This window comes from Massiliimalia timonensis (genome assembly GCF_900186585.1).
Lineage (GTDB): Bacteria > Bacillota > Clostridia > Oscillospirales > Ruminococcaceae > Massiliimalia > Massiliimalia timonensis.
In genome coordinates, this window is the sequence record NZ_FYDD01000003.1 from 1,145,430 (window position 1) to 1,170,447 (window position 25,018).

Below are 25,018 nucleotides of genomic sequence, written 5' to 3' on the forward strand. Positions count from 1 at the left end.
CTTCACCATTTTTTCCACGGAGCTTTTCCGCTTTGCCACAGTTCTTCTAAGTAAAGCTTATCACGCAATGTATCCATGCATTGCCACATCCCGCTGTGCATATAAGCGGAAAGCTGTCCTTCTTTCGCAAGCCGTTCCAGCGGTTCTCGTTCAAAGGTAGTGCTGTCATCTGCAATATAATCCAGGACTTTTGGTTCCAATATCATAAATCCCCCGTTGATCCAGCCAGTATCCTCTTTTTTCTTCTCCGCAAAATTGTGGATCAGGGAATCTTCTGCGATCTCAATCACACCGAAGCGTCCACTTGGCTGGATCGCTGTTAGCGTTGCCAGTTTTCCCTTCTTCCGGTGAAATTCCAGCAGCTGATCGATATCCACATCACTCACGCCATCCCCATAAGTCAGCATAAACGGTTCATCATCCAAATACTCCTTGATCCGTTTGATCCGTCCTCCAGTCATTGTATTCAGGCCAGTATCTACAACTGTTACTTTCCATGGTTCTGTTTCATGACTGTGTATAATCTGATGGTTGGAATCAGAAAAATTGAAAGTAATATTGGAACGGTGAAGATAATAATTGGCGAAGTACTCTTTGATCACATGCTGTTTATATCCCGCACAGATAATAAAATCTTGAAATCCGTAGGAAGAATATATTTTCATGATATGCCATAAGATCGGCTGTTCCCCTATCTCGATCATCGGTTTTGGTCTTAAATGACTTTCCTCACTGATCCGCGTGCCGTAACCACCCGCTAAAATTACTACTTTCATGTTCCCGTCGTCCCTTTCCGTATCATTATTTCCCTGTTTTCACAAATTTCCTATAAATCTTTTTTAGGAACCCTCTCCGCCTAGAACCAATCGGCAAAATCCTGTCATACCATCTGGTTCGCCTTACCTGTTTTTTTTGACTGTTAGCATTTGCAGCGCTAATTTCCCTTTTTACCAGCCCTCTGGCGCGCTTTAATAACGTATCATCATGTTTTTTCATCATCAGATACAACAGCGCTTCATAATACGGTGATTTGCGCGCATATTTCCAAAAATACTCCGAAAAGTCCATCAATGGATTTTCCCAAGGCTTTGGTTTTACGACCGAACGCCCTACATAATGCACAACATAGGGCTCCTTTCTGGCTTCCATCAATCCATCGTGGATTTCTTTTGGTGTAAAACCATATACACGGTTATAATCCCCACCGAACACATAAGTATCCCAACGTCTGTCTAAATATTCGATCCTACCCTCTGCCATAATATTTAAAATATCCTGCTCCTGGATCAAAAAGCGGCGGCTGCTCGCGAATTCCATCGTCTGGGATTCGCTGTATGTCCTGCGAAATTCCTTTAGGTTCCATACCATTACTCCTGTGTTGATATAACGGTATGGCTCTTTCAATTTCAAGTCGTCGGTATAATATTCCAGCCGGCCGGGGGAAGCCCCCGCCATCCTTCCGATCGTACAGTCATCTATTACCGCGGCGATCAGATTATTACCCATCTGGGTGTGAAATAGTTCTGCAGCATCCCGTTCAAATACCAAATCACTGTCTGTGACAACTACCCGGTCATAATCTTCCAGAATGTACGGGGCACTGATACGGTAAATTGTGGTTTCGGTATACAGCTTTGCTGCCTGAAGATTATAAGTGTAAAGATAACGTTTTGGATTATAAAAACGAATCGAAATATTTGGCCTTTCTGAAACCATTGCTGTCATTACCCGCTTATTAAAGTCGGTCACTTCTTCACTTTGCAAAATAATGATGTCGTAGTTATTCTCTTCCGAAGCATGTTCGATCACCGACTGCACTAACACAGAACAATAAGGCAGATACATATTGCTGGATACAAACATTAAAGCAATATTATTTTCAGAAAAAGCTGGCTTCAACCGTTCCCCATCTTCTATATTCTCAAAATGCACAAATTTCCTGCGTTGTATCTTTAAAGAATCCCGATTCTTGGAAAAATAAAGTTCCGTAAGCAGTGCTGCAAATCCAGACAATGAATGAAGTCTAAACTCACCGTATTGGGACTGATCCATGATCCTGTCCAGACGCATTAAAAGGTTAAACAGCCATTCGCAATACCCATCTAACAGCTCCCGTTTCATCACAAAGCCGATACGATGAACCACCATTTTCCCAGAAAGATACTGTTCTAAATCCGGTAGATATTCTGGAGCCTCGTCAGCAAGCAACTTCTTTAATTGATCAAGATCCTCCATATTAAACTGCAGGGGATTTTTTTCATAATACTGTTCTGCATTTTGAAAAGTCAGTCGTTCTGAACGGTATGGATCTACGATCTCACCGGAAAGGGTTTCCGCGTAATCTACATTTTCCACCAATGTGCTTCTGGGAAAAACCAGGCGGGTCACATCGACAGAATGCGGCAGAATCACATCCACATCCCGCAATTCCATTTCTAAATCTTCCTGATGAATCCCAAACATGTCCAGTGCCCGTTCATCCAAAAATGGGTACCGGATGCAGGAAATCGTGTCGTTGTCCCGTTCATCAAAAGGCCGTTTGTCCCGCAAGGCTAAAAACTGATCCGCCTGAAAAAAGCCGCAGTATTCAGATCCAGCGTCTGCATGTTTCCAAAGCCAGTATAATACGGTCAATTCATGGAATCTCTCAAAATGCTCCGCGATCGGAATGTCACTCGTATTGACAGGTTGGCATGCCTGCACGTTAACCCAGCCGTTCCCATAATAAACGGGGAACAACAGATCATTGTCCTGCACTGTACTATTTACCTTTTGTATACAAGGTACTGTTATTTGAATATTCAAAAAAGTCCCTCCAAGTAAAATAAATTATTCTATCCTCTATATATTTTGACAGATTCAAGTATCTTTAAACTCCTATTGATAACTTCCCAGCACTATTTTGTCCTGAAAATCCCATCCTCCCTTTGCTATTACAACGGTTATTTTTTCCATCCACACGATAAAACGCGCTTCCCGAACAAGAAAAACGTTCTCTAATTAGATCCCGTAAACGGATCATGCTCAGAAAAGCACACCTTTTCGTTCTAGAAAAAAACATAAAAAAAACACCCTTTTTAGGGTGTTTTAACAGTTATTTTTATAGAATGAAAAGGTGTAATATTTCGCTAATCGTTATATATTTTACCTTTTATTTCTTTTTGTGTCAATACTCTGTCGAAAAATCAATTTTTATAGATATCTCTAACAACCAGCCATGTTGTCTTCCGTACAGGTCGTATGCCTCCTTTCAGGGACCGCCTGGCTTGGTCAGTGGCAATTGTTTTAACTCGACAGCTAGATCCCAAGCTGTTCATAAACTCATTGTTTAAAATAAATGATACCAATTTATAGCTCAAATAACGACCGTCCTGAAATATATAAAAAATCCTACAAACTCGCATTGTAAAAGAGTTTGTAGGATTTTTCCTTTTGGAGGCGCCACCCAGATTTGAACTGGGGGTGAAGGAGTTGCAGTCCTCTGCCTTACCACTTGGCTATGGCGCCTTATAAAATTTTTGGAGCAGGTTACGAGGCTCGAACTCGCTACCTCCACCTTGGCAAGGTGGCGCTCTACCAGATGAGCTAAACCTGCAAAACCCACCGGGGAAGCTGATTCCCTCAGCGACGTATTATATTATACTATGTCCCGGCGGATTTGTCAACACCTTTTTTATTATTTCTTTGCTTCACGAATCATTTTTTCTAAATCCTTCTGCGTAAAATAATATTTCTTGTTGCAGAAATGGCAGCCTACTTCCACCTGTTCCTGTTCTGCTTTCATAACTTCCAGTTCCCTTGCCCCAAGGCTAAGCAAAGCACGCTCCACCCTGCCACGGTTACAATCACATTGATATGCAGGTGAAAACTCATCTAGAACCTCAGGGTCCAGCCCAGCCAACAATTTTTTGCAGACCTCTTCTGGGGTCAGCCCCTCTGCAAACATTGAAGACACCGGCGGCATAGTTTTTAGGTTTTTCTCGATCACGTCAATGCAGGCTTCATCCGCAAACGGCAAAAGCTGTACCAGGTATCCACCGGCCGCCTTCACAGTCAGGTCCGGGTTTACCAATACCCCCAGTCCGCAGACAGTAGGAGTTTGCTCACTAACCGCATAGTATTGGGTAATATCCTCCGCGATCTCTCCGGATACGATCGGCACCTGCCCAGAATACGGCTCTTTTAAACCAATATCCTTGATCACACTTAACGTTCCGTCCGTTCCAACCGCTCCCTTTACGTCAAGCTTTCCATATTCATTGAGCGGGATCTCCACGATCGGGTTCGACACATAGGATTTGACGTTGCCGTTGCTGTCTGAAACAGCGATCAATACCCCGGTGGCCCCATGGCCATCTAATCTTAAGGTAACAGAATCCTTTTCATTTTTTAGCATTGATCCCATCATTGAAGCCGCTGTGCTCAGTCTTCCCAGCGCGGCAGTCACTACCGCAGAGGGCTGGTGGATCTGTTCCATCTGCGCGATCATATCTGTTGAATCTATGGCACAAGCCATCACGAACCCATCTGCCGAAAGGGTCCTTACCATTTTTCCCATATTTTTCTCCTTTATACTGCCGCCTGGTTTTTGCAGAAACGATTCCTGCAAACATAAACCATCCGCTGGGTCGTTTCTTCGGGCGGATGGAACTCGTCGTCTCCATAAACCGCAATCACATCAAAATCTGCCAGATCCAGCATTTGCTCCAACTCCTGCATAGAGTAAGCGCGCTCCGCAAACTGTTCCTGATACCGGTCATAGCTGCCGTGTTCCTCATCATATTCAAAAAGATCCAGCGTGATCGCTACTGTATTATCTTCCAGCAGGGTATTCTGCCATACACAGTAAACGTCATCCAAATCATACACAAAGGTATGATTTCCCAAAATATTTTGGTGCTTATAGACTGTATTGACATCAAAAATCAACAGTGAATCCTCATTCAGAAATAGCGAGATCCGGTCAAAAACGCCTTGAAGCTCCTGCTTGTCCGTAATATGGTTCAAGCTGTCCAACGCGCATAAAACGATATCCACCGTGCCAAACAGATCCAATTCCTGCATCCGCTGGCAAAGATACAGCACATTGCTGCCGGTCTCCAGCTTCTTTTCCTGTGCGATCTGAAGCATCTCTTCCGAAGCGTCAGTTCCAATGACATCATAACCAAGGCGTGCGAAATACTCACTCAAAGAGCCTGTCCCACACGCCAGATCAACTAATATTCCTGTTTGTTTGCCGGCTTCCAGCATGATTTGATGAAAGAAACGACCTCGTTTTTCGTAATCAATATTTTGGGTCAGCGCATCATAACTATACGCGAACTGCCCATAGCCCTGTTCCATTTATTTTTTATCCTTTATCCGGTCAAAGACGATACTGTACCCATCAGAACCATAGTTCAAAGAACGGTTGACACGGCTGATCGTTGCTGTGCTTGCCCCTGTTTCAGACACAATATCACTGTAAACGCGGTTCTCGCTCAACATCTTTGCAACGTGGATCCTCTGCGCCATTGCTTTCAATTCCGGAACTGTACACAAGTCCTCAAAGAATTTATAACACTCGTCCATGTTTTCCAATGCCAATACCGCCTGAAATAAAAATTCAACATTCATTTCCTTTAGTTTTGGGTTCATTGTGTTCCTTCCTCCAATGCCAGCAAATTTATTTTTAACAGTATAAGTTTAACATATTAAAGCATGAATGTAAACCGGTTTTCCTCATTTTTTCAGAAAACTTTTTACCCGGTTGTAGGATTCTTCTGTTGCTACAACATACAGAATATCATTTTCCTTCAGCACAGCATAAGAGCCCGGCGATAAGATCAACCTATCCCCCCGTTTGATCGCAATGATCGTTGCCAAGGTATTCTGCCAAAAGTGAATCTCGCTGATCGTTTTCCCTAGGTATTTTGTGTCTTTTGTGATCGGGATCTCAAATGGGGTGAATGGATTCATGTCTTGAAAGCGTTCCGTACAATCAATTAGTTCATTCATCTTGCTTTTCAGCCGTTTTTCCTGCTCCTGCTGTTCTTTTAACAGGGAAAGCAGTTCCGCTTTTAGACTGTTCAGATTGCTGATCGCGCTGTATTTTTCCTGATATTCCCTTGCCTTCTGTGCGGATACCACCTCTACACCGACTCCCTGATGGATCTGTACGATCCCCACATCCGCCAGGATTCCCACAGCCTTTCGGATCGTTTCCGGCGAAACGTTATAATAGCTCGCCAGTACCGAACGCCCGCGAATCCGCTCCTGCTCCCGATATTTTCCAGCCGCTATCTTTCCAGCCAGATCTACTGCGATCTGCTGATACACCGGATTTTCGATCTGCGTCCTGCCCATATCTGCCTCCTGATCCTTGATCATGTTCGAGATGCAACTGAAAAAAACACCCCGGTTGTGACCGAGGTGTTTTTTCACGTTATGTAAATGCCTAAAACGTATCTGAAATTATTCAGCGTGCGGCGCACCTACTGGACATTCGCCTTCGCAAGCTCCACATTCGATACAAGTGTCAGCATCAATAACATATTTGTCGTCACCAGCAGAAATGGCGCTTACTGGGCAAGCAGCTTCACAAGCTCCACAGCTGATGCATTCGTCAGAAATAACATATGCCATTGGTCATTACACCTCCTTAAACTTCTATCACATATTGTAGCACAATCACATTTATCTTTCAATAGAAAATTGAGAGAAATCATCTTTTTTTACAAAAATTTTGCAGGAAATCCTGTTATTTGTCCTCTAACGCTTTCAAGGCGGCGATCTCATCCCGATTCAAACGGATCTGCGCATCCTTTAGCAGAGTCACTTCATCCCGGTGGATCATCTTGGGCGCGGCATCCGGCTTATCATCCAAACGGATTTTCAGCATCCCGGTCAAAACATTGGTTTCCAGCACCTTGCCCCGTCCATCCGGCGTTTTCACCAAGGCGCCGACCTTCGGCGTAATAGAAAGCAGCTCGTCATAAACATTCTGCTCATATTTTAAACAGCACATCAATCTGCCGCAGGTGCCTGAGATTTTTGTCGGGCTTAATGACAACCCCTGTTCCTTTGCCATCTTGATAGACACCGGCTGGAATTCCCCTAAAAAGGTAGAACAACAAAACGGCCGTCCGCAAATCCCAAGGCCGCCCAGCATCTTGGACTCATCGCGTACACCGATCTGGCGCAATTCAATCCTTGTTTTAAAAACACCAGCTAAATCCTTGACCAGTTCCCGGAAATCCACCCGGCCGTCGGCCGTGAAGTAAAACAGGATCTTATTATTATCAAAGGTGTATTCCACCTCTACCAACTTCATGTTCAGTTTGTGCTTTTCGATCTTGCTTAAGCAAACCTCAAAAGCTTTCTGCTCTTTGAGCTTGTTGTCTGCCACCACTTTCATATCCTTTTCTGTGGCGATCCGTACTACCGGCTTCAATGGAGAAACAATGCTCCCATCCTCCACCTGGCGGTTCCCCAAAGCGACCTCTCCGCATTCCAGTCCACGGGCAGTTTCCACGATGACATGGTCGCCCTTTTTTACTTGATTTCCCTTGGGGGCAAAATAATAAACTTTGCCAACACTCTTAAATCTAACACCAATAACTTCGGTCATTCTTTCCTCCAACTTAACTCTTCTATCCTATCATCTGCCATATCTCAGCACAATAATAAGCAGATAAAATCCCCGCATTCGCGTTGGTCGACAGCTTGCCCCTGACCTCTTCGGTCAGCGCGATCAGTTTGACCAGCCTTTGTGGTCCGAACGGGAGCCCTTTCCCGGAATATACGGCGCCCCCAGTCTTTGCAAGCAGCGCTCTGCGCAGCAGGGAAACGATCTCTCCCAAAAACTGCCGCTGCTGTTCCCGGTCCTTTTCATATACGGCCAAGACCTTCAGCATATCATATTCCCGCTTTGCATAAAGGGCTTTCACAAACTGTTCCAACAAGCCGGAACGCTGTGTAAATTCTTCTGACTGGACGCAGGCGATCGCTTTCCCCAGATTCCCGCCGGCAAGTTCTGCCGCACGCTCGGCCTCGTCGTCTGAAAGCTTGGGCAAACGCTCTTTCAGCGCCCGGCAAAGCAGCCTGTCCGGCAAGGGATAAACCGGCACTGGAAACACACGGGATACGATCGTTTCTGGCAGTAAATCCAGATTTGCCGCTGTCAGTAAAAAAACAGTATGAAGAGGGGGCTCCTCCAGCGTTTTTAAAAACGCGTTGAAAGCCTCCTCTGTCATATCCTGAATATTCGCGATCAAATAGACCTTTACAGACCCATCGTTCGGTTTCACAACACAGTCCTGCCGGATCTTCCGCACCGAATCAATGTGGATCGAATTTTTCTTTTCTCCCACGATCATCTGGAAATCCGGATGGGTCCCATGCTCCATTTTTTTGCAGGCCGGACATCTGCCGCACGGCTTATCCTCTCCTGTACAGAGGAACGCTTCAGCAAACAGCCGGGCAAGGGTTTTCTTTCCCAATCCGTCCTCTCCATAGAGCAAATAGGCATGATGATGATCCTGAGAACCAGCCGCTTTCTTTAAAATGACCTTAGCGGCGTCATTCCCGAAAAACAATTCACTCATTTAGATCTTTTCAAATCTTTCTACGTTGGTCACAAAAATGGTAGCGCCGCCGACTGTCACTTCAACCGGGAACGGCGTGTAAGAGCCCAGGCCATAGGTCGCAGAGGACGGAACCATTTGCTTTCTCTTTTTGCTGTTGGTTTTAATCACGTCGATCGCTTCTTCCACCTTGTCGTCGTCTGTGCAAATCATGAAGGTGGTGTTTCCGGACATCAAGAATCCGCCGGTACTTGCCAGCTTAGTCGCAAAGAAGCCGCTCTTTGTCAACTGTTTGGATACTACCGTGCTGTCGTCGTCACTAACAATCGCATAAATCAATTTCATAACCGTTACCTCCATTGGTTCTCTTTTCTATCATTTTATCACTTTTACGGTGAAATTTCCACTATTTTTATAAATATTTTTTATTTGTTCATGAATCCTTTCCCCAGCGACTGCTACCGGCACGCCCGGAGGACAGGCTGCAATAGTCTGGGCGCTGACCCGTCCCACCGCCCGCTCCAAGGGGACCCGTTCCCATTGTTGCTTCACCGCTTCATAGGCCGGCATTACCTGCTCCGGCAGTACAAAAGCCGGCGCTTCCCAGCGTTTCGCAGGCCGCAGGGGCAGGTTCATGATCGCCTGTTCCAGTAGCTCCCACTCAGTTTGAGATAAAAACGGGCTGGCCATCAGCACCACATAACAGGAGTTTGCATACTCGCATTCGATACCGGACTTTCTTAAGTGTTCGGCCAGTTCTTCCCCGTCCCAGCCGCAGGCGGCCGCATCCAAAGTGAGTTTGGAAAAATCGGCCGGATTATCCAGCAGATGTATTCCCTTATCTCGCCATTTTTGCTTTAGGGCTCCTACCCGGCAAAAAAGCATGCGAAATTCCGCCTTCCCGCGTTCTTCTAAATACCGGTTGCACAAGTCCAACGAGGCCAGGATCAGATAAGAGGGGCTGGTAGAGGAAAACATCGCCATATGTTCCTTCGCCTCTTCCTTTTCCCAAGGACAGTTTTCCCCTAAGTGGAGATACGCTCCCCCGGTCAGCACCGGCAGCGTTTTATGCGCACTGTCACAGCACATATCTGCACCGGCAAGCATTGGATGCACCGGTTCGGGGCTTTTGATCAGATAGGCTCCGTGGGCATGGTCGCAGCAGAAGGGTACGCCGTAACGATGGCAGATAGCAGCGATCCGTTTCAGGTCAATGGTATTACCCAAATAATCAGGAGAGGTCAGGTAAACTCCAGCGGCATTTGGGCGGGCTTTCAGCGCCTGTTCCACCTGCTCCGGCGTCACAGTGCCACGTACCCCGTATGGGTCGGAGGCTTCCGGCAAGATCCAGCGGATATTCATTCGCAGCAGGGTACAGGCGTTACAAAACGCCATGTGGGCATTCCTGCCGGCAATGACAGTGTCCCCCCGCGAAGCCAGCAGGGAGAGCATTGTCTGTATCCCAAGCGTCGAACCCTGCGTGCTGTACAACGTAGCCTTACTGTGAAAGATCCGTGATGCATTTGCCTCAGATTCCCCGATGATCCCGGCTGCCTCAAACAAAGCATCCGCGCCTTGGATCTCGGTCAAGTCATATTGGCTGATCCGGGCAAACACAGGGTCAAAGGGATGGTTCCCTTTGTGCCCCGGCATAAAGAGCCGAACCATCTCTTGATTCTGGAATTTTTTTAAAAAATCATAGATCGGCGTTGTCATCATTGCTTCATTTCCTGTTTTCATTTTGTTTCTTTCTTGCGATAATTGTAACATAAAGGGATTGTTTTGTCATCTTTCCAGATGATTTGTAGTAATTTTTTTACTTAATAGCATGGTAATTCGACATGTAAATAAGGTATAATAGAATTAGTAAAAGGATGTGGAAAGGGTTCGGGCTAATGAATAGGAAAGTGCACTTTATATTATTAGAGATGATCGTAGTCGTCTTTTTTATTTTGCTGTCCGCTGTTCTGCTGAACCCGGATCTGGAAACAGGGCTGCATGCTTCCACTGTGTCAGAAAGCAACAGCTATTTCTTTCTCAGCTCCAGTAGCCAGCCCGAAAGTTCTGAGAAGCCGCCCGAAAGTTCTTCACAAGACACGTCCCCTGCCCCCAACATCAGCGACTGGAAGCTGATCCTTGCGAACGACCGCCACCCATTGGAAGCAGAATACATTGACAGCATCAAAACCAAAGAGCTTCCCAATGGGCTTTCTGTGGATGAGCGGATTTATGAACCGCTGGAGAGGATGCTAAATGACGCTGAACAGCTGGGGTATCATCTGGTCGTCTGCTCTGCCTACCGCAGCTATGACAAACAGGTCGACCTGTTTAACAACCGCGTCCAGCGTTACCGGGAGCAGGGAGATACTCAGGAACAGGCGTACAACAAAGCAAAAACCTCGGTCGCCCTGCCCGGCGCCAGCGAGCACCATACCGGCCTTGCTGTAGATATTGTGGCGGACGGGTACCAAAATCTGGATGACAGCATGATGTCCCGCCCGGAGATCGAATGGCTTTACGCTCACTGTCAGGATTATGGGTTTATTGTCCGGTATCCTGACGGGAAAAGCGACATCACCGGCATTATCCATGAACCTTGGCATTACCGGTATGTCGGGGTGGAAAACGCCAGAAAGATCATGTCCCAGGGGATTTGCCTGGAAGAATATTTAGGGATGGTATCCTGATAGAAAAAGCGTCCATGAAAATCATGGACGCTTTTTTGTTATTGCTTTCGTGTTTCTTTTCGTAGTTTTAGCGTGACAAGCAGTACGATCCCTGAACCTACTGTCAGCAGGAAGATAAACCACCGAATATCCAAATCTCCGGTCTTAGGGACTGTTGTCTTGTCCGGGCTGGATTTTTCTGGATCAGTCGTTTCTGAACTAGGATCATCCGGTTCAGAGACCGGAGCCTTATCTTTATGATTTTTAAAGACCACCTCGGCCGTCGAATCTACCGGTATCATCCCATCGGCATGCTCAGAGGTTACCGTATACCCTTCGTATCCGTGCTCTGTCACCTCATAGGACAACCCGGCTGGCAGGCCTAATGCAGTTATCGTTTCCCCATGTTTTAAAGAAAACTCTGCGACCCCGTTTTGAAATTCCATTTCTCCGTAAATACCATTGACAGAGGTATCATTTAAGGTAACTTGGAACTGAAAAGCCTGTTTAGGGTCAGCGCCTGCGCCGGATACGGTTTTGCTGACCGACAATCCACCCGTCTGCGGTTTTGCAGGGCGGTTTGTCACGGTAACAGCTAGCAGCTTATTTGCTTCATCTTTTTGTATCACACTGTAAGATGCCTCGTATTCGTTCCCTTCCTCCACCACAGAGATCTGTAGGTCGCCAAGTGAATCCGGGTTAGGAAGCTGGTTAAATGTTCCTGTCCAGTTGTTTTTTTCATTTAATTCGACCGCATCCAACTGGTAATCTCCGATCTTCATGCGGATCGTGACCGGTTTGCGGTCTGCTGGCGCTATCTCTTCCCATACTTTTGTTACTTTGAGGGTCCATTCATCTTCCGGTGTGCCGATCACGATCCCGCCGTTAGAGCCTACCCCGCCGCCTCTAGGCGCAGTGTTCCCAGTAATCTTCAGCTTGGCTTTGCTTTTCGCAAGCTGTTTGGCTGCGTCCGTAACTTCTGCTTTGAGCGCGATCCCTTCTTTATTTTCCTTAATGCCGGTGATCCTTTCTCCAGGCTCCTTGGGATCATACCGCGGCGTTTCATCCGGAAGCCCCAGCACATTCCCGCTGACCGGGTCTGTTGGTTTAACACCGCCATCCCGGTACCACTGCACTTCTCCGCCGCCCAGCATCCGTTCTGCCAGGGTGATGGCATGATTTTTGTTTTCCTGCGGAACAGCTACAAAGTCATCTCCCGCAGCGCCAACAGCCGGGTCATTGGCAATAGCATAGTTTTCAAAAATAGCGCCCCCGTTGGTCACTGTGTTGGCTGCATCCCCCGTGGGACAAAACCATAGCCCGCCGCCCAGGATCGTCGCTGTATTTTGGGTGATCAACGCGTCATACATGTGCAGAACATACGGGACAGAGCCAACATAAACACCGCCGCCCTGCCGCTGTGCAGTATTTTCCGTGATATTTCCCCCGTATATGACAGACTTGTTTGAGGCGATGTAGATCCCGCCGCCGCATCCACCGTCTACCTCTTTCTCTATGTCGCGAACCGCTTTATTTTTAGTCACTGTTCCGCCGTACATGGTAAATTTTCCTGGAAAAAACTTCTGCCATTGTTCAAAATCCTGCCCCATTCCCATGGAAACATACAGGTCATAAACCGCGATCCCGCCGCCGATCAACGCCTGGTTGCCTGAAATGCCCCCGCCGTTTAAGGTGAAATCAGCCTGGCCGCATACCATGACCCCGCCACCGTACATTTCCGCAATGTTATCGGAAATTGTTCCACCGTTCATCTCCATGGTAGCAATGGAAGTAAAGTCTGGGTAGGCAGGTTCCCCTATAAAAACACCACCAAAATAACCGTGATTTTTGGAAATCAAGCCGCCGTTCATCACAAAATGGGAATCTCCTCCTTTAGCTTCTATATAAACAGCGGCATTATGCACCTGTCCTCCCACCGGGCTATCCCAACCTGAAGGATTAACATCATTATCCGTTATGGAACCGTTCTCTAGCACAAATTCAGCGCCAAATCCGATTCGGATAACCCCACCAAATTGATTGGAAAAAATATTGTTAGTAATCTTTCCGCCATACATTGCAAAGGAAGCCTTTGGACCGCCAATCGTTATGATACCACTCCACGCCTCATCACAGGAAAAATTTTGCACAGTTCCGCCGGAAATTACCAGTTCCCCTTGGCAGGAAATGAAATCCCCGTTGGAATCCTGATAATCATTGTTGCTTGTCCATGCGCATTTTGCATTTGTCCCGTCAAATACCAAAAGGCTGTCTTCTTTGGGTTTACTGGTTTTGATAGTCAGTTTCCCGGTTTCCGCGATTTTAAATGCCCCATGAAATGTGTCAGTTACTTGTTTTGTATCCACAGAAATTTTTCTCGCCGCTCCGTTATCGGTCAAAGTAATGTCCTGTAACGGCCCGATCTTTACTGTTTCTGTAATAGAAAAATCCGAAGTGATCTCTAAAACGGTAGGCGTTTCCCCGGCCGATGCAATTTCTGACTGAAGCTCCGCAAAAGTTGCCACCTGTTTCCTAACAGGCGATTCCGCGCCTACAGCAGGAATACTGAGCGATAAAATCATCATTGAAATAGAAATGGAAATAAGCAGCTTATAAATTCGTTTCAAAATATTACACCTCCAAACAATCATTCGATAGATCAGAAGCCTGATCCCTGAAATGCAGTGTAAAGCCAGCTTATCGAAAGGCTTGAAACGAGTACCACATAATGTTGATTATGTGGTTTTTAGCCTAAATTGTTTTTCTAAAAAACATGCTTTACGAATGATCCTAGAGGTTTTTCAAAATAAAAAATAAAAATCGACACAATAAAAAAGCTGGAGACAAAAATAAGAGCTCCGGCTTTATTTTTTATGTCCTATTTTAAATATTTATGAGATCATCGACAGAATATGTATTGAAGATATTATTTTTTTATGCTATGATAAATACATTACTAGAAAGGGGGACGGTATAGATACCACATAATCAACATTATGATGTAAAAAACCAGTTTTATTTCCAAGGATTAGAAATAAAATACCACATAATCAACATTATGTGGAGATTACCAGTTTCATGCGGTCCAGCCGATTTAAGTGCTGTTCCCCTGTTTCCATGGTATAGATCCGGGTCGTATTGATGCTGCTGTGTCCCAAAAGGTCTGCCAGACGGACGATATCACGTTCTACTGCATAAAAGGTACGCGCAAACAAATGCCTTAAATTGTGCGGAAACACTTTCGTGGCGCAGACATGCGCTTTGCCGCACAGGGCTTTCATCTCTTTCCAAATATTGCTGCGGTCCAACGGTCTACCATTTCTGCTGACAAAAATGGAACCGGACCGGATTTTATTTTTCTTCATATATTTTTGTAAGATCTTTTGCAACAGCACGGGGATAAAAATAACCCGTGTTTTATTTTTGCAGGATACCACAGCCCGTCCTTTTTGAACCGCCTCTGCCGTGATATATCTTAACTCGCTGACCCGTATTCCCGTACCGCAGATCGTTTGCAAAACAAAGGACAGCCGTCTGTCCTTTGCTGCGTGCAGTAAGCGCAGGTATTCCGCTTTTGTCAGTTCTTTTTCCTTTTCCAGAAAGATCTGCCTCTGCACTTTCAAAAGCTTCACACAGCATTCCGATTTTTTTAAAAAACGCAGATATCCGTTAAGCGCTACCAGCATTGAGTTCACACTGGCGGGAGCATACTTTCCGCACAGGTATTCTTTGTAGGCGATCGTATTCTCTTTACTGATGCTTTGTCCGGACAAAAAATGTGCAAAACACCGAATATCCCGAAGATATTTTGCAATGGTAGCCTGGCTTTTTTCTTCCTTCCTTAAATATTTTTCAAAAAATGAAAAATTATTTGATCCTTTTAAATCCATTATGCACCTCCATCATATGATTGTTACTAGCTTTTCCTTTTTCTTGAAAAGTATCACAGCTTGAGAACGATCAGGAAAATTCCTTTAAAAGGATGTATCATAAACCAAATCATAAAAATTTGCAATAAAAAGGAAGAAGTTAAACTAAATTTAGTTTAACTTCTTCCTTTTTTACGACATTCCAATCAATAATTATCGCCGATGTCTGCCTGTTCTGCCAAAATTTTCACCGCGGAGCTAGTCCCGATCCTGTCGCAGCCCGCGTTTAAAAACATTTCTAAGTCCGCCGCTGTTTTTACGCCGCCGGCGGCTTTGATCTTCACCTTAGGACCGATGTGCTGTTTAAACAGTTCCACATCCTCTATGGTAGCTCCGCCGGTCCCAAAGCCTGTCGAGGTTTTGATGTAATCAGCGCCGCCTTCTGTTACACAGTGACAAAGCGCTATCTTTTCTTCCTCGCTCAGGTAACAGGTCTCAATGATCACCTTAAGCACTTTATCCTTCACACAATCTTTTAAAGCACGGATCTCGTCAGTGATTTTCTGAAACTCCTGATTTTTTACGTCAGTCAGATTGATCACCATATCAATTTCGTCAGCGCCGTCCTCTAAAGCAACATTTGTTTCGCAGACCTTTACCTGCGTGGTGTGGTAGCCTAAAGGAAAACCGATGACTGTACACACCTTCAGCTGTTTTCCATATTTTTGGGAAACCTGCTTTACATAGCTGGGAGGGATGCATACAGAAGCCGTGTGATATGTCACCGCCTCCTCGCACAAAGCCTGAATATCGTTCCAGGTGCATGTCGGCTTTAACAGCGTATGGTCGATATGCTGATAGATCTCTTCTGTTTTCATAACAAACCGTTTCCTTTCTTACACTTGATCAGAGGGATAATTTTATTTTACTCCGAATCGTTCAGATCCGCAACATTTTAAATGCGGCTGTAATACGATTCGCTGATGGATCACGCTTTCGGCCGGGTTGGCGATCCGGGATACCACCTGCTGAATCGCTACCCGCCCCATCTCGCTGGTGGCGCGGGCAACTACTGTGATATGAAATCCCAGTGTGTCCAATAGGTCCACTTCGTCAAATCCTACGACAGAAATATCCTTGGGGATCTCCTTGCTTCTGGAAAGCAGCGCTTTTAAGCAGCCTACTGTCGCCAAGTTGTTACAGGTAAAAATCGCAGTGGGAGGGACAGGTAGATCCAGCAGATGGTTGGTGCTTTGATAGCTGCTTTTACTCTTAAAATCCCCGTATTGGATGTATCCTTCCGGAATCTCGCAGCCATAGTCCGTCATAGCTTTTGTAAAGCCCTCCAGACGCTCCCGCCCCGGGATCGTGTTGACCGGGCCTGCAATGGTCGCGATCCTGCGATGCCCTTGGTTTAACAGCAGGGCTGTCGCCTCGTAGGAACCGCGAACATTGTCAATAAAGATCCCGTCGCAGGTGATCGTTTTCATCTCACGGTCAATAAAAACGATTGGGATCCCCTTTTCCTGCACCAGATGCAGCAGGGGGACATTCACCTCGTTGTCATCTGCAACCGGGGTGATCAGAAGCCCCTCCACCTGATCGGAAAGCAGGTTCTGGATCGCCAACGATTCGGAAGTGATGCTTTCATTAGAATGGTATAACAGAAGTTGGTACCCGTGCTCTTCCGCTGCTAAACTGCTTGCATAAAACACCTCGGAGAAAAACGGGTTGCAGATATCGGGAACGATCATCCCCAGTTTCCTGCTCCCTCCGCCTGCCGTTTTCCGTCCTGCAATGCTTGGAATATACTGAAGCTCTTGCATCACCTCCTGCACCTTTTTGCGTGTTTCTTCCTTAACATAACTGTTTCCGTTCAACACCCTAGACACTGTAGCAGGAGATACCTGAGCTTTTAACGCTACGTCCCTGATCGTACTGCCCACACTACCTATCCTCTCTTCCCAATTTCACCTATATCTGATAATACCGGCTGATCTCCTGTTTATAAGGCATAGCGGGCGCCGTGCCTTTTCTAGTTACTGCAATCCCCGCCGTCACGCTGCCATAGTTTACCGCGTCAAAAAAACCTTTTCCATCTGCCAGCGCTGCTACCATGCCGCCGATAAAGGCATCCCCAGCGCCGGTCGTATCTACCGCAGAACCGCAGTCTACTGCTGAAACCAGCTTTTCTTCCCCTTGGTAGGCTGCATAGGCCCCCCGTTTTCCCAAAGTGATGACCACGCCTTTGACGCCCTGATCAAACAGTGCCTGCGCCGCCTGTTTAGCGGTATCGTAATCCACCACTGTGACCCCAGTTAAAAATTCCGCCTCGGTTTCATTGGGAATGATGATGTCCACCGATTTCATATATTCCTTGTCGATCACCTGCGCCGGGGCTGGGTTCAGCACAGTAAGAAGGCCTTTCTTCTTAGCCGTTTCCAGCAGTTTATATACCGGCTCGATATTGGTTTCCAACTGTGTCAGGAAAATATCCGTCTGATCCAAAAGTCCGGATATTTTTTCCACATCCTGATCAGTTACCTGCTCGCAGGCGCCGCCTACTACCACGATCCGGTTCTGTGCGGTGCTTTCGTCTACCATGATGAGGGCGGAACCGGTCTGCCCGCCTTTTTCAATCAGGATATTCTGGGTATCCAGTCCCTCCTTGCCATAAAAATCAAGGGTCTGGTTTCCCAGCAGGTCATCTCCCAGTTTGGTGACAAAGGTAACATCCGCACCAGCCCGGTTGGCCGCTACCGCCTGGTTAGAGCCTTTCCCGCCCGGTCCCAGGCGAAATTCCCTGCCCTTTACCGTCTGTCCGGGTTTGGGAAAGGACTGGATGCGGCTGGAAAGGTCTGTTACATAGCTTCCAAACACTAATACACGCTTGCTCATTGTATTCACCGTCTTTTCTATTGTTGAAGTTCTAGGTCATTTTGATCCCCGTACAGTACTTCTATCCGGGATTCAAGCTGGTTGGTTTCTGGATCGATCGTTTGGCGGTATACGCCCCAGTGTTTTCCTGTGCTGAAGAAGCAGGAGAAATGATCCTGAGAAATTTTCGGTGCAAAAGACACTTTTCCTTTTGTCAAGTCAAAGCCATAGCCCGAAGCGGCTAGCAAAAGCCCCCAGCTTGCCATAGAGCGGACATAATGGTTGCCGCACTCTACTTCATTCCACGGGTTTCTGCGCACGCCGTCATACCGGCTGCGCACAGCGCTGACAATCTTCAGCGCTTCTTCAAAATATCCCTCATAAATCAGATGAGCCGCCATCTGGTATTCGATCCCGGTCCAGACTTCGTCGCTGTAAACAAACGGGATCCTTGGCTTTTTGCTGTGCGGCCAGGTGCATAAGATCAGCCCGCTTTCATCATCCATGGCATAGCATCTTTGGACGTTGATATGTTCACCCATCTTTTCACGGAAATTATACTTATAAACAGAATAAACCGCGCTTTTTACATGCTCCTGCGGCAGGATGTACCCAAGCCCGCAGATATGCGCCAATTCCTGACCAAACACCTGATCGGACAGACAGCCGTCATAATACTGGTACTTCCCTTTTTGATCGTTTTTCTGGATATAGTACTCCCCGTTATACAGCATCCGGTCCATCCGCTCGCTGCCTTTTAGGCGGGCTTCCCGGTATTTTTTCTCATGTGCCTCATCGTTTAGATAGGCCGCCATTTCTTCCGCGGCTTTTAATGCGGCATAAAACACAGAATTTGTCATCGAGGTCATACCGTAGAACTCAATGTCATAGGTATTATGCTGTTCCCCGTCAAAGACAAAATCCCCATCCGTATCCCAGCAAGTAAATGCATAGTCAAGCGCCAAAGAGGCTTTTGGCCACATCTGTTTCAAAAATTCATCGTCCCCGGACAGCTTCCAATCCCGGTAGAGCTGAACGATCGTTCCAGTCTGTCCATCTGCCGCCGGCGGGATGGCATCATAATAATCAAAGCCAAATATCCTGTTCCCGCGGTAATACATCCTGCCCTCCTCATCTGTTTCCAGCAGGAAATTGTTCCAGCGCATATTCCGCTCCAGATTCGGGAACAGGAAAGCCAACGCCTGCTGATAATTCCAGACATGGGTACAGTTTCCCTCGCAGCAGCCAGCGTCGTCAAAACAGCCCTCCCAACCCAGAAAAGAACCATCCTCCAAACGGAAACAGGTGTGGCTGCGCAAAACCGTTAGGTTCGCCGCCATGGCGTCCAGCATTTCAGCCGGTATCGTGGTTTCATACAACGCTTTGCGGAACTGTTCTGATTGTTTTTCCAGCAACGGCAATTTTTTCAACAGCTTCTCCGATACATCCCATGCGTCGGAAAACAGGGTGGAATAATAATGCCGCACGGTCTTTTCCTTTTCCGGCTTCGGGAACATGTGTCCCGGCCAATATGCCCGGCGGTTTGGGAAATACCAGGAAATCACAAATTCAATTTCCTTTTCTTCCCCTGCTTTTAGTTCAAAATCCGCGCATAGGGAACCGATCTTCCATTCCCGCGCTTCGGCGATCGCACTGGTGCTCTCGGGCTCGGAAGAGCCGGGATGCATTTGTCCGGTCTCCTCAAATTCCGCCCAGAAATCATGCGCGCCGTCCCACCATCCACCAATCAGCCATTCCGGCTTTACAGTGACGTGTTCTTTTGAGGTGGTGACCAAAGACATACTTCCAAACCGCAGATCGTCCTCTGCAAAGTGATTGGACATATAGATCCCCTGATATCCTTCTTTCTGCCGCTGCTCGTTCCATGCTTCCCCTTCAATTTTAGGATCTGCAAACCGCTTGTAACCTGCAAAGCCTACCACATTGGCAAGGGAGCCAACAACACTAGTTTTGACTGTTTGCCCTGTTTTATTGTGTACCCGGTATCTTAAAATTGCCGCAGGGATCCCGGAATCATCCTCATTTAAGGGGATAAACGGTGTAAAGCCCGTCATGGTAACGTCCACCGGCATGGCGCTGTCGGTCAGTTCCACTACAACCTGGCTCACCTCCCCGCACATACGGGAATGCTCAAATCTTGGGATCCCCAGATTGTCCCACGGGTCAAATCCGTGGGAACGCTCATAAGGCGGTTTTTTCTTTGATTCCATCACCTTTACCTTAACAGAACCATCCTCTTGCTCCGTACGGAGTGCAAAAAAGGTGTATGGGATCCGTCTGCCAACCGCCTCGTCTTCCCACAGTTCCCAGTCGCAAAGTTGACCACGGATGCCGACAGAGAAATTTCCCGTGCCGATCCCGCCAAGCAGAAATTTGGCCTCGACAGCCTTATCGTCATACCATTTATTAGAATACATGTTGCTCATTTACCGTTCCTCCTGTCGTTGGTTACGCCTTGATCGCGCCCGCAGTCATCCCATTCATCACCTGTTTATTCAGGATAAAGAAAACAACCAATGTCGGCAGGATCGTCGCTGAAATAGCCGCGAAGCTGCCTCCCCAGTCGACCTGCCCGTATTGACCCACAAAGTCATTCAACCCAAGCGGGATCGTCTTCATCTCCGCATCACTGATAAAGGTATTTGCAAAGATATATTCATTCCATACGAAAACAAAGTTAAAAGTCGCAATGGTAACTAAGGTGTTACGCATCAGGGGCAGTACGATCTGGAAGAAGATCCGGAAAGTGCCTGCTCCGTCAATATATCCCGACTCGATCAAAGAGTTAGGGACATACTCCAAAAATCCAATGCAGAGATACATTGCCATCGGGATCGCAAAGCCGATCTGCGGCAAAATCAGGGAAAGGTGGGTATTTCTTAGTCCCAACGTATTATACACACGGAACATCGGGATCAGAGATACAAAAACTGGCACCATCATTCCCAGCATAAAAATATTCCGAATCAGCTTTCTGCCTTTAAAGTCCATCTTGGAAAGAGGGTATGCCGCCAGTGCGCCCAACACCACGATCCCGATCAAAGTGAAGATCGCAACGATAATTGTGTTGGTGAAGTACTTTCCAAACAAACTGTCAGCCAGCTGCATGTAGTTGTCAAATGTAAATTCCTTCGGGAAAGAATACGGAGGATTTTGAATCATACTGTCATTGGTTTTAAAGCTGGACATGATAACCCAAAAAATCGGGTATACTTGTACCACCAAAACCAACAGCACCAATAAATAAACTGGGATCTTTCTTACAGCCCTTTTCCAATTCATTTATTTCTTCCCTCCTTTTTCTGCACGCTGTGTCAGCTTCATAATAATGCCGATAATCACAACGCATTCAAAGACGATCAAGATGCTTAAAGCACTTCCATATCCATAATCCATATTGTTAAAGGACATCTTATACATATAGGTAGCCGCAAGCTCGCTGGTGTAGCCGGGGCCGCCGTTTGTCAAAATAAACGGCACTTCAAAGGCTTTTAAGGTACCATTGATGACTAAAATAACGCTGCTGATAATAATTCCTTTGATCAACGGAAGCTTGATCCGGGTATATACCTGAAAACCATTCGCCCCGTCGATTCTGGCGGCTTCCAGTACTTCAGTATCCACAGAGGTAAACGCGGAATGGAACACCACCAAATATAATCCACTGAATTTATACGCCTCCACAATCGCGACAACGTATAAAGTAATTTCCATACTTGCTAAAAATGCAACTTTGTGGTCACCCAAGCCAACAGCCTCCAGCAGTGCGTTCATAACACCGTCTGGATTGATGCCCAAAAGTTTTTTGAAAGTCTGACTCATTGCCATGCTGGAAACAATGACCGGAGTAAAAAACAGTACCCGGATCAAATTGTTTCCCTTAGAGATCCTTTCTACCAAAATAGCCATCAACAACCCGATCCCGACCTGATAAACCACATTGATCACAGTATATTTCAAGTTGTTGATCATACAGATCCACAGGTTTTCATCCTGGAACATTTTAGCGTAGTTCCGAAAACCTACAAAAGTCATATCCGAGATTCCATTCCAATCCATAAAGCTGTAATAAACAGAAAAGATGATGGGAATGGAGACAACAGCAATATAAACTACCATTGGTAAAAGTAAAAACAAAAATGGTTCTGATTTTTTATGTAGCCTCATATGATACCCCCTGACTGCCCGTACTAACAGGGCAACTGCCCATATTGACATCTCAACCACAATAAAGGGTTTATTGTGGTTGAGATGGTCTGGGTATTACTTATTAAAATATTTCGGTGCGTTCTCTGCAACTGCAGCGTCTACTTTTTCTGCAAACTGTTCTGGGGTAATGGCGCCCATTCCCAAGTTTACGATCTCCTTGGTCACAACTTCGGTAGTAGCGGCATCCATGCGGACATCCCAGCAGTAACCATAAGAGGTCAATGCCTCACTGTCAGCCAAAAATGCTTTATCAAATTCAGACATTTCTCCCAGTGTAGTGTCAAATGTCATGGCCGGATACAGGTTTTCATCATAGAATGCTTTTTCTGGATATGCGTTGAGCAAATACTTCAGCATATCTTTAAAGTCCTGATCTTCGTATGCTTTTTTAGTGACAGCAGTACCAGTTCCAGCATGAGACCACATATCGGTCTGACCATTGATAGCGCCGTCTACTGTCGGCATATAGAAATAAGCATAGTCGTCTTTCAGCTCACGGTCTTCCCCTGTAAAGTTTGGCACTTCCCAAGAACCGATATAGAAAATCGCAGTGCTACCATTAAAGAAAGCTTCCCGCGCATCACTGGCACTTGCCGTGGACCAGCCAGGCATAAAGTAATTTTCCGCCATTTCCTGGAAGAACTCAGCCGCCTGGATCCCAACTGGGTCGCTCATCTTCGCGTCGCCCACCTTTAAGGATTCAATATAATCATTTCCCTGCAAACGGAACGGGATAAATGCCATCCATCTCAAAAGCGGCCACGCTTCATTCCCCCACACCGCGATCGGTGTAATGTCCGCATCCTTTAACGTCTGGCAAACCTCCATCAGTTCGTCAAAGGTTTCCGGTGTTTTGGTAACTCCAGCCTGCTCAAACAGATCCTTGTGATACCAGAAATATTCCAGATTGTTTTCCCAAGCCAGGCAGTAGTTTTTGCCGTTATCCAGCCGGCCGTAATTCAAACCAATATTCAGCATCCGGTCATAATCCAGATCCTTATAGATATCGTCAACCTCCATCAAAACGCCGGTTTCTGCGATTTCCTGAGTCAGGGTATCGCCTTCTGCGTCAAACAAGTGCGGCAGTTCGTTGCTGGAAGCTAAAATTTTTACTTTCTGATAATAAGAAGGACGGTCAGTAATCACCTCATATTTTACTTCTACATTCGCGCCTTCTTTTTCAATATACTCTTTAATGGAACTTTCCTGTGCCTTTCTTGCCGGGCTGTCTTCATTACGAACAGTCAGCCAGTTAAACGTTTTGGTTTCTCCTGTTTGCCCGCCACCTTCTGAACCAGACTTGTCATCTGAACTTCCACAAGCAGCCAGAGAACCGACCATTAATACAGATAATAATGCACAAATCAATCGTTTCATCGTAAAATCTCCTTTTTTCATTACCTTGTCCCACTGTGTTTTCGTCTGAATCAGTTTGTATCCTGTCACCTCCATAATCCACACCTTTTCGTTCCGGAAAAAAACGTTAAAAAGGCATAAAAAAACACCTTAAAAAAGGTGTTTCAACGGTATTTTTTTTTAGAACGAAAAGGTGTACGTTTCCTGTGCATACAGCTAATTTTTCAATTCAAAATCTATGATATTCTCTAAATTTTTAAAAATACATTTTCATATTCTTTCAAGAATCACTTTCAAATAATCATATCTTTGAATTGATTTAATAAAATAAATATAGCGTATTCATCATCAATAATCAATAAAATATTAAAAATCACTTAATAAAAATATAAAATTTATATATTTTGACTAAATACAAAAAAATTAAGTTGTGAAACAAAACTGAAATAATTTTATCATTTTTCATGAAACAATTTTCACAAAACTTTTTTGCTTCTTTACTGAATTACCGCACTACATTTCATGAGAAATCATACAAATTTCTGAATCAAAATAAATTTCCAAAAAACTCCAGCAATGGTTAGAACGGAAATATCACTTAAATAAAAGGGCTTACGATGCAAAAAATCGTAAGCCCTTTTATTTAAGATTTGATCTGCAATAAAAAAGTCCCCTCCGATAATCGAAGGGGACTTCGTGCCAAAGCGTTGACGTGGCACCCAGTATGGAGCTGCTAACCAGATTCGAACTGGTGACCTCGTCCTTACCAAGGACGTGCTCTGCCTACTGAGCCATAGCAGCAAATGGCGACCCGTATCGGGATCGAACCGACGACCTCTAGCGTGACAGGCTAGCGCTCTAACCAGCTGAGCTAACGGGCCAAATGGCAGGGGCAGAAGGATTCGAACCCTCGGCACGCGGTTTTGGAGACCGCTGCTCTACCAACTGAGCTATACCCCTATAACGCACCGGCGCTTCATTTTTGGTGGGCCTTCAGGGATTCGAACCCGGGACCGACCGGTTATGAGCCGGTTGCTCTGACCAACTGAGCTAAAGGCCCATAGCAAAAAACTAGCACAGTTGCTAGTTTTTTGATGGGATTTGTGACGGCGTCTATCTATTTTCCCAGGCCGTCGCCAGCCAAGTATTTTCGACGCAAGTGAGCTTAACTTCTGTGTTCGGTATGGGTACAGGTGGATCCTCACCGCCATCAACACCGTCTATATGGTACACCACCAGGGAATCGAACCCTGAACCTACTGATTAAGAGTCAGTTGCTCTAACCAATTGAGCTAGTGGTGCACAGGTCCCTACCAAGGTAGGTATACATTTTCAGAGGAAATGGTATCCTCAAAACCGAATAATTATGAATCTGAGAAAAAGTAGCATTCATCACTTGAGCCTCGCATAATTTGAGGTCAAGCCCTCGACCGATTAGTACTCGCTAGCTGAACGT

The 25,018-nt window shown here is 46.0% G+C and carries 21 protein-coding genes, 7 tRNA genes and 1 rRNA gene; 1 reads left to right on the top strand and 28 read right to left on the bottom strand.

Features of this window, described 5'->3' with window-relative positions; all coding sequences use genetic code 11:
* Positions 1-2: 2 nt before the first annotated feature.
* The 13 genes from rfbF to CIB36_RS07730 all read right to left on the bottom strand — a co-directional run bounded on the left by rfbF (position 3) and on the right by CIB36_RS07730 (position 10,304).
* Positions 3-776 carry a glucose-1-phosphate cytidylyltransferase gene (gene rfbF, locus CIB36_RS07670; protein WP_093988921.1) on the bottom strand — a complete coding sequence of 258 codons (774 nt, stop codon included), beginning with the start codon at positions 774-776 and terminating at the stop codon, positions 3-5.
* A gap of 25 nt (positions 777-801) precedes the next feature.
* Entirely contained in the window at positions 802-2,805 is a 2,004-nt protein-coding gene (locus CIB36_RS07675) for a glycosyltransferase (protein ID WP_093988922.1), read from the bottom strand.
* Between the two features lie 628 nt (positions 2,806-3,433).
* Positions 3,434-3,507, bottom strand: a tRNA-Cys gene (locus tag CIB36_RS07680).
* A 12-nt stretch (positions 3,508-3,519) separates the two neighbouring features.
* Positions 3,520-3,595, bottom strand: a tRNA-Gly gene (locus tag CIB36_RS07685).
* An 81-nt stretch (positions 3,596-3,676) separates the two neighbouring features.
* On the bottom strand, positions 3,677-4,558 hold the full coding sequence (gene hslO / locus CIB36_RS07690) for an Hsp33 family molecular chaperone HslO (protein WP_093988923.1): 882 nt from the start codon (positions 4,556-4,558) through the stop codon (positions 3,677-3,679).
* 11 nt (positions 4,559-4,569) lie between these two features.
* Complete coding sequence (locus CIB36_RS07695; protein ID WP_093988924.1) at positions 4,570-5,343, bottom strand: class I SAM-dependent DNA methyltransferase; 774 nt, start codon at positions 5,341-5,343, stop codon at positions 4,570-4,572.
* Positions 5,344-5,637, bottom strand: a complete 294-nt coding sequence (locus CIB36_RS07700; RefSeq protein WP_093988925.1) for a YerC/YecD family TrpR-related protein — start codon at positions 5,635-5,637, stop codon at positions 5,344-5,346. It abuts the gene before it with no gap.
* Positions 5,638-5,721: 84 nt separating this feature from the next.
* The gene (locus CIB36_RS07705; RefSeq protein ID WP_093988926.1) at positions 5,722-6,345 is read right to left on the bottom strand and encodes a TrkA C-terminal domain-containing protein; all 624 of its coding nucleotides are present in this window, start codon (positions 6,343-6,345) and stop codon (positions 5,722-5,724) included.
* 108 nt (positions 6,346-6,453) lie between these two features.
* Complete coding sequence (locus CIB36_RS07710) at positions 6,454-6,624, bottom strand: DUF362 domain-containing protein (protein WP_077534764.1); 171 nt, start codon at positions 6,622-6,624, stop codon at positions 6,454-6,456.
* Positions 6,625-6,739: 115 nt separating this feature from the next.
* Positions 6,740-7,609 (bottom strand): PSP1 domain-containing protein, encoded by an 870-nt coding sequence (locus CIB36_RS07715; protein ID WP_093988927.1) that lies wholly within the window; start codon positions 7,607-7,609, stop codon positions 6,740-6,742.
* Positions 7,610-7,631: 22 nt separating this feature from the next.
* The gene (locus CIB36_RS07720; RefSeq protein WP_093988928.1) at positions 7,632-8,585 is read right to left on the bottom strand and encodes a DNA polymerase III subunit; all 954 of its coding nucleotides are present in this window, start codon (positions 8,583-8,585) and stop codon (positions 7,632-7,634) included.
* Positions 8,586-8,909, bottom strand: coding sequence for a cyclic-di-AMP receptor (locus CIB36_RS07725; protein WP_093988929.1), 324 nt, complete (start codon positions 8,907-8,909; stop codon positions 8,586-8,588). It abuts the gene before it with no gap.
* Positions 8,910-8,939: 30 nt separating this feature from the next.
* On the bottom strand, positions 8,940-10,304 hold the full coding sequence (locus CIB36_RS07730) for an aminotransferase class I/II-fold pyridoxal phosphate-dependent enzyme (protein WP_158662625.1): 1,365 nt from the start codon (positions 10,302-10,304) through the stop codon (positions 8,940-8,942).
* Positions 10,305-10,459: 155 nt separating this feature from the next.
* Between CIB36_RS07730 and CIB36_RS07735 the strand changes: the two genes are divergently transcribed.
* Positions 10,460-11,251 (top strand): M15 family metallopeptidase, encoded by a 792-nt coding sequence (locus tag CIB36_RS07735; RefSeq protein WP_158662626.1) that lies wholly within the window; start codon positions 10,460-10,462, stop codon positions 11,249-11,251.
* A gap of 38 nt (positions 11,252-11,289) precedes the next feature.
* On the opposite strand, the gene CIB36_RS07740 is transcribed toward CIB36_RS07735, so the two are convergent.
* The 15 genes from CIB36_RS07740 to CIB36_RS07810 form a co-directional block, all read right to left on the bottom strand.
* On the bottom strand, positions 11,290-13,857 hold the full coding sequence (locus CIB36_RS07740) for a DUF7601 domain-containing protein (protein WP_158662627.1): 2,568 nt from the start codon (positions 13,855-13,857) through the stop codon (positions 11,290-11,292).
* Positions 13,858-14,286: 429 nt separating this feature from the next.
* Positions 14,287-15,120 carry a tyrosine-type recombinase/integrase gene (locus tag CIB36_RS07745; RefSeq protein ID WP_093988933.1) on the bottom strand — a complete coding sequence of 278 codons (834 nt, stop codon included), beginning with the start codon at positions 15,118-15,120 and terminating at the stop codon, positions 14,287-14,289.
* Between the two features lie 185 nt (positions 15,121-15,305).
* Entirely contained in the window at positions 15,306-15,977 is a 672-nt protein-coding gene (gene deoC, locus CIB36_RS07750; protein ID WP_093988934.1) for a deoxyribose-phosphate aldolase, read from the bottom strand.
* Between the two features lie 42 nt (positions 15,978-16,019).
* Positions 16,020-17,045 (bottom strand): LacI family DNA-binding transcriptional regulator, encoded by a 1,026-nt coding sequence (locus tag CIB36_RS07755; protein WP_093988935.1) that lies wholly within the window; start codon positions 17,043-17,045, stop codon positions 16,020-16,022.
* Between the two features lie 28 nt (positions 17,046-17,073).
* Positions 17,074-17,997: a ribokinase gene (gene rbsK / locus CIB36_RS07760; RefSeq protein ID WP_093988936.1), complete on the bottom strand. Its 924-nt coding sequence runs from the start codon at positions 17,995-17,997 to the stop codon at positions 17,074-17,076.
* A 17-nt stretch (positions 17,998-18,014) separates the two neighbouring features.
* Positions 18,015-20,423, bottom strand: a complete 2,409-nt coding sequence (locus CIB36_RS07765; protein ID WP_093988937.1) for a GH116 family glycosyl-hydrolase — start codon at positions 20,421-20,423, stop codon at positions 18,015-18,017.
* Between the two features lie 22 nt (positions 20,424-20,445).
* Positions 20,446-21,279, bottom strand: a complete 834-nt coding sequence (locus CIB36_RS07770) for a carbohydrate ABC transporter permease (protein ID WP_093988938.1) — start codon at positions 21,277-21,279, stop codon at positions 20,446-20,448.
* Complete coding sequence (locus CIB36_RS07775) at positions 21,280-22,164, bottom strand: carbohydrate ABC transporter permease (RefSeq protein ID WP_158662628.1); 885 nt, start codon at positions 22,162-22,164, stop codon at positions 21,280-21,282.
* A gap of 96 nt (positions 22,165-22,260) precedes the next feature.
* Positions 22,261-23,583: an ABC transporter substrate-binding protein gene (locus CIB36_RS07780; RefSeq protein ID WP_158662629.1), complete on the bottom strand. Its 1,323-nt coding sequence runs from the start codon at positions 23,581-23,583 to the stop codon at positions 22,261-22,263.
* Between the two features lie 704 nt (positions 23,584-24,287).
* A tRNA-Thr gene (locus tag CIB36_RS07785) sits at positions 24,288-24,363 on the bottom strand.
* Positions 24,364-24,366: 3 nt separating this feature from the next.
* Positions 24,367-24,443, bottom strand: a tRNA-Asp gene (locus CIB36_RS07790).
* Between the two features lie 3 nt (positions 24,444-24,446).
* Positions 24,447-24,522: transfer RNA gene (locus tag CIB36_RS07795), tRNA-Trp, on the bottom strand.
* Positions 24,523-24,545: 23 nt separating this feature from the next.
* Positions 24,546-24,622 (bottom strand) — tRNA-Ile (locus tag CIB36_RS07800).
* 44 nt (positions 24,623-24,666) lie between these two features.
* A 5S ribosomal RNA gene (rrf, locus tag CIB36_RS07805) occupies positions 24,667-24,783 on the bottom strand.
* A 4-nt stretch (positions 24,784-24,787) separates the two neighbouring features.
* A tRNA-Lys gene (locus tag CIB36_RS07810) sits at positions 24,788-24,864 on the bottom strand.
* Positions 24,865-25,018 lie beyond the last annotated feature (154 nt).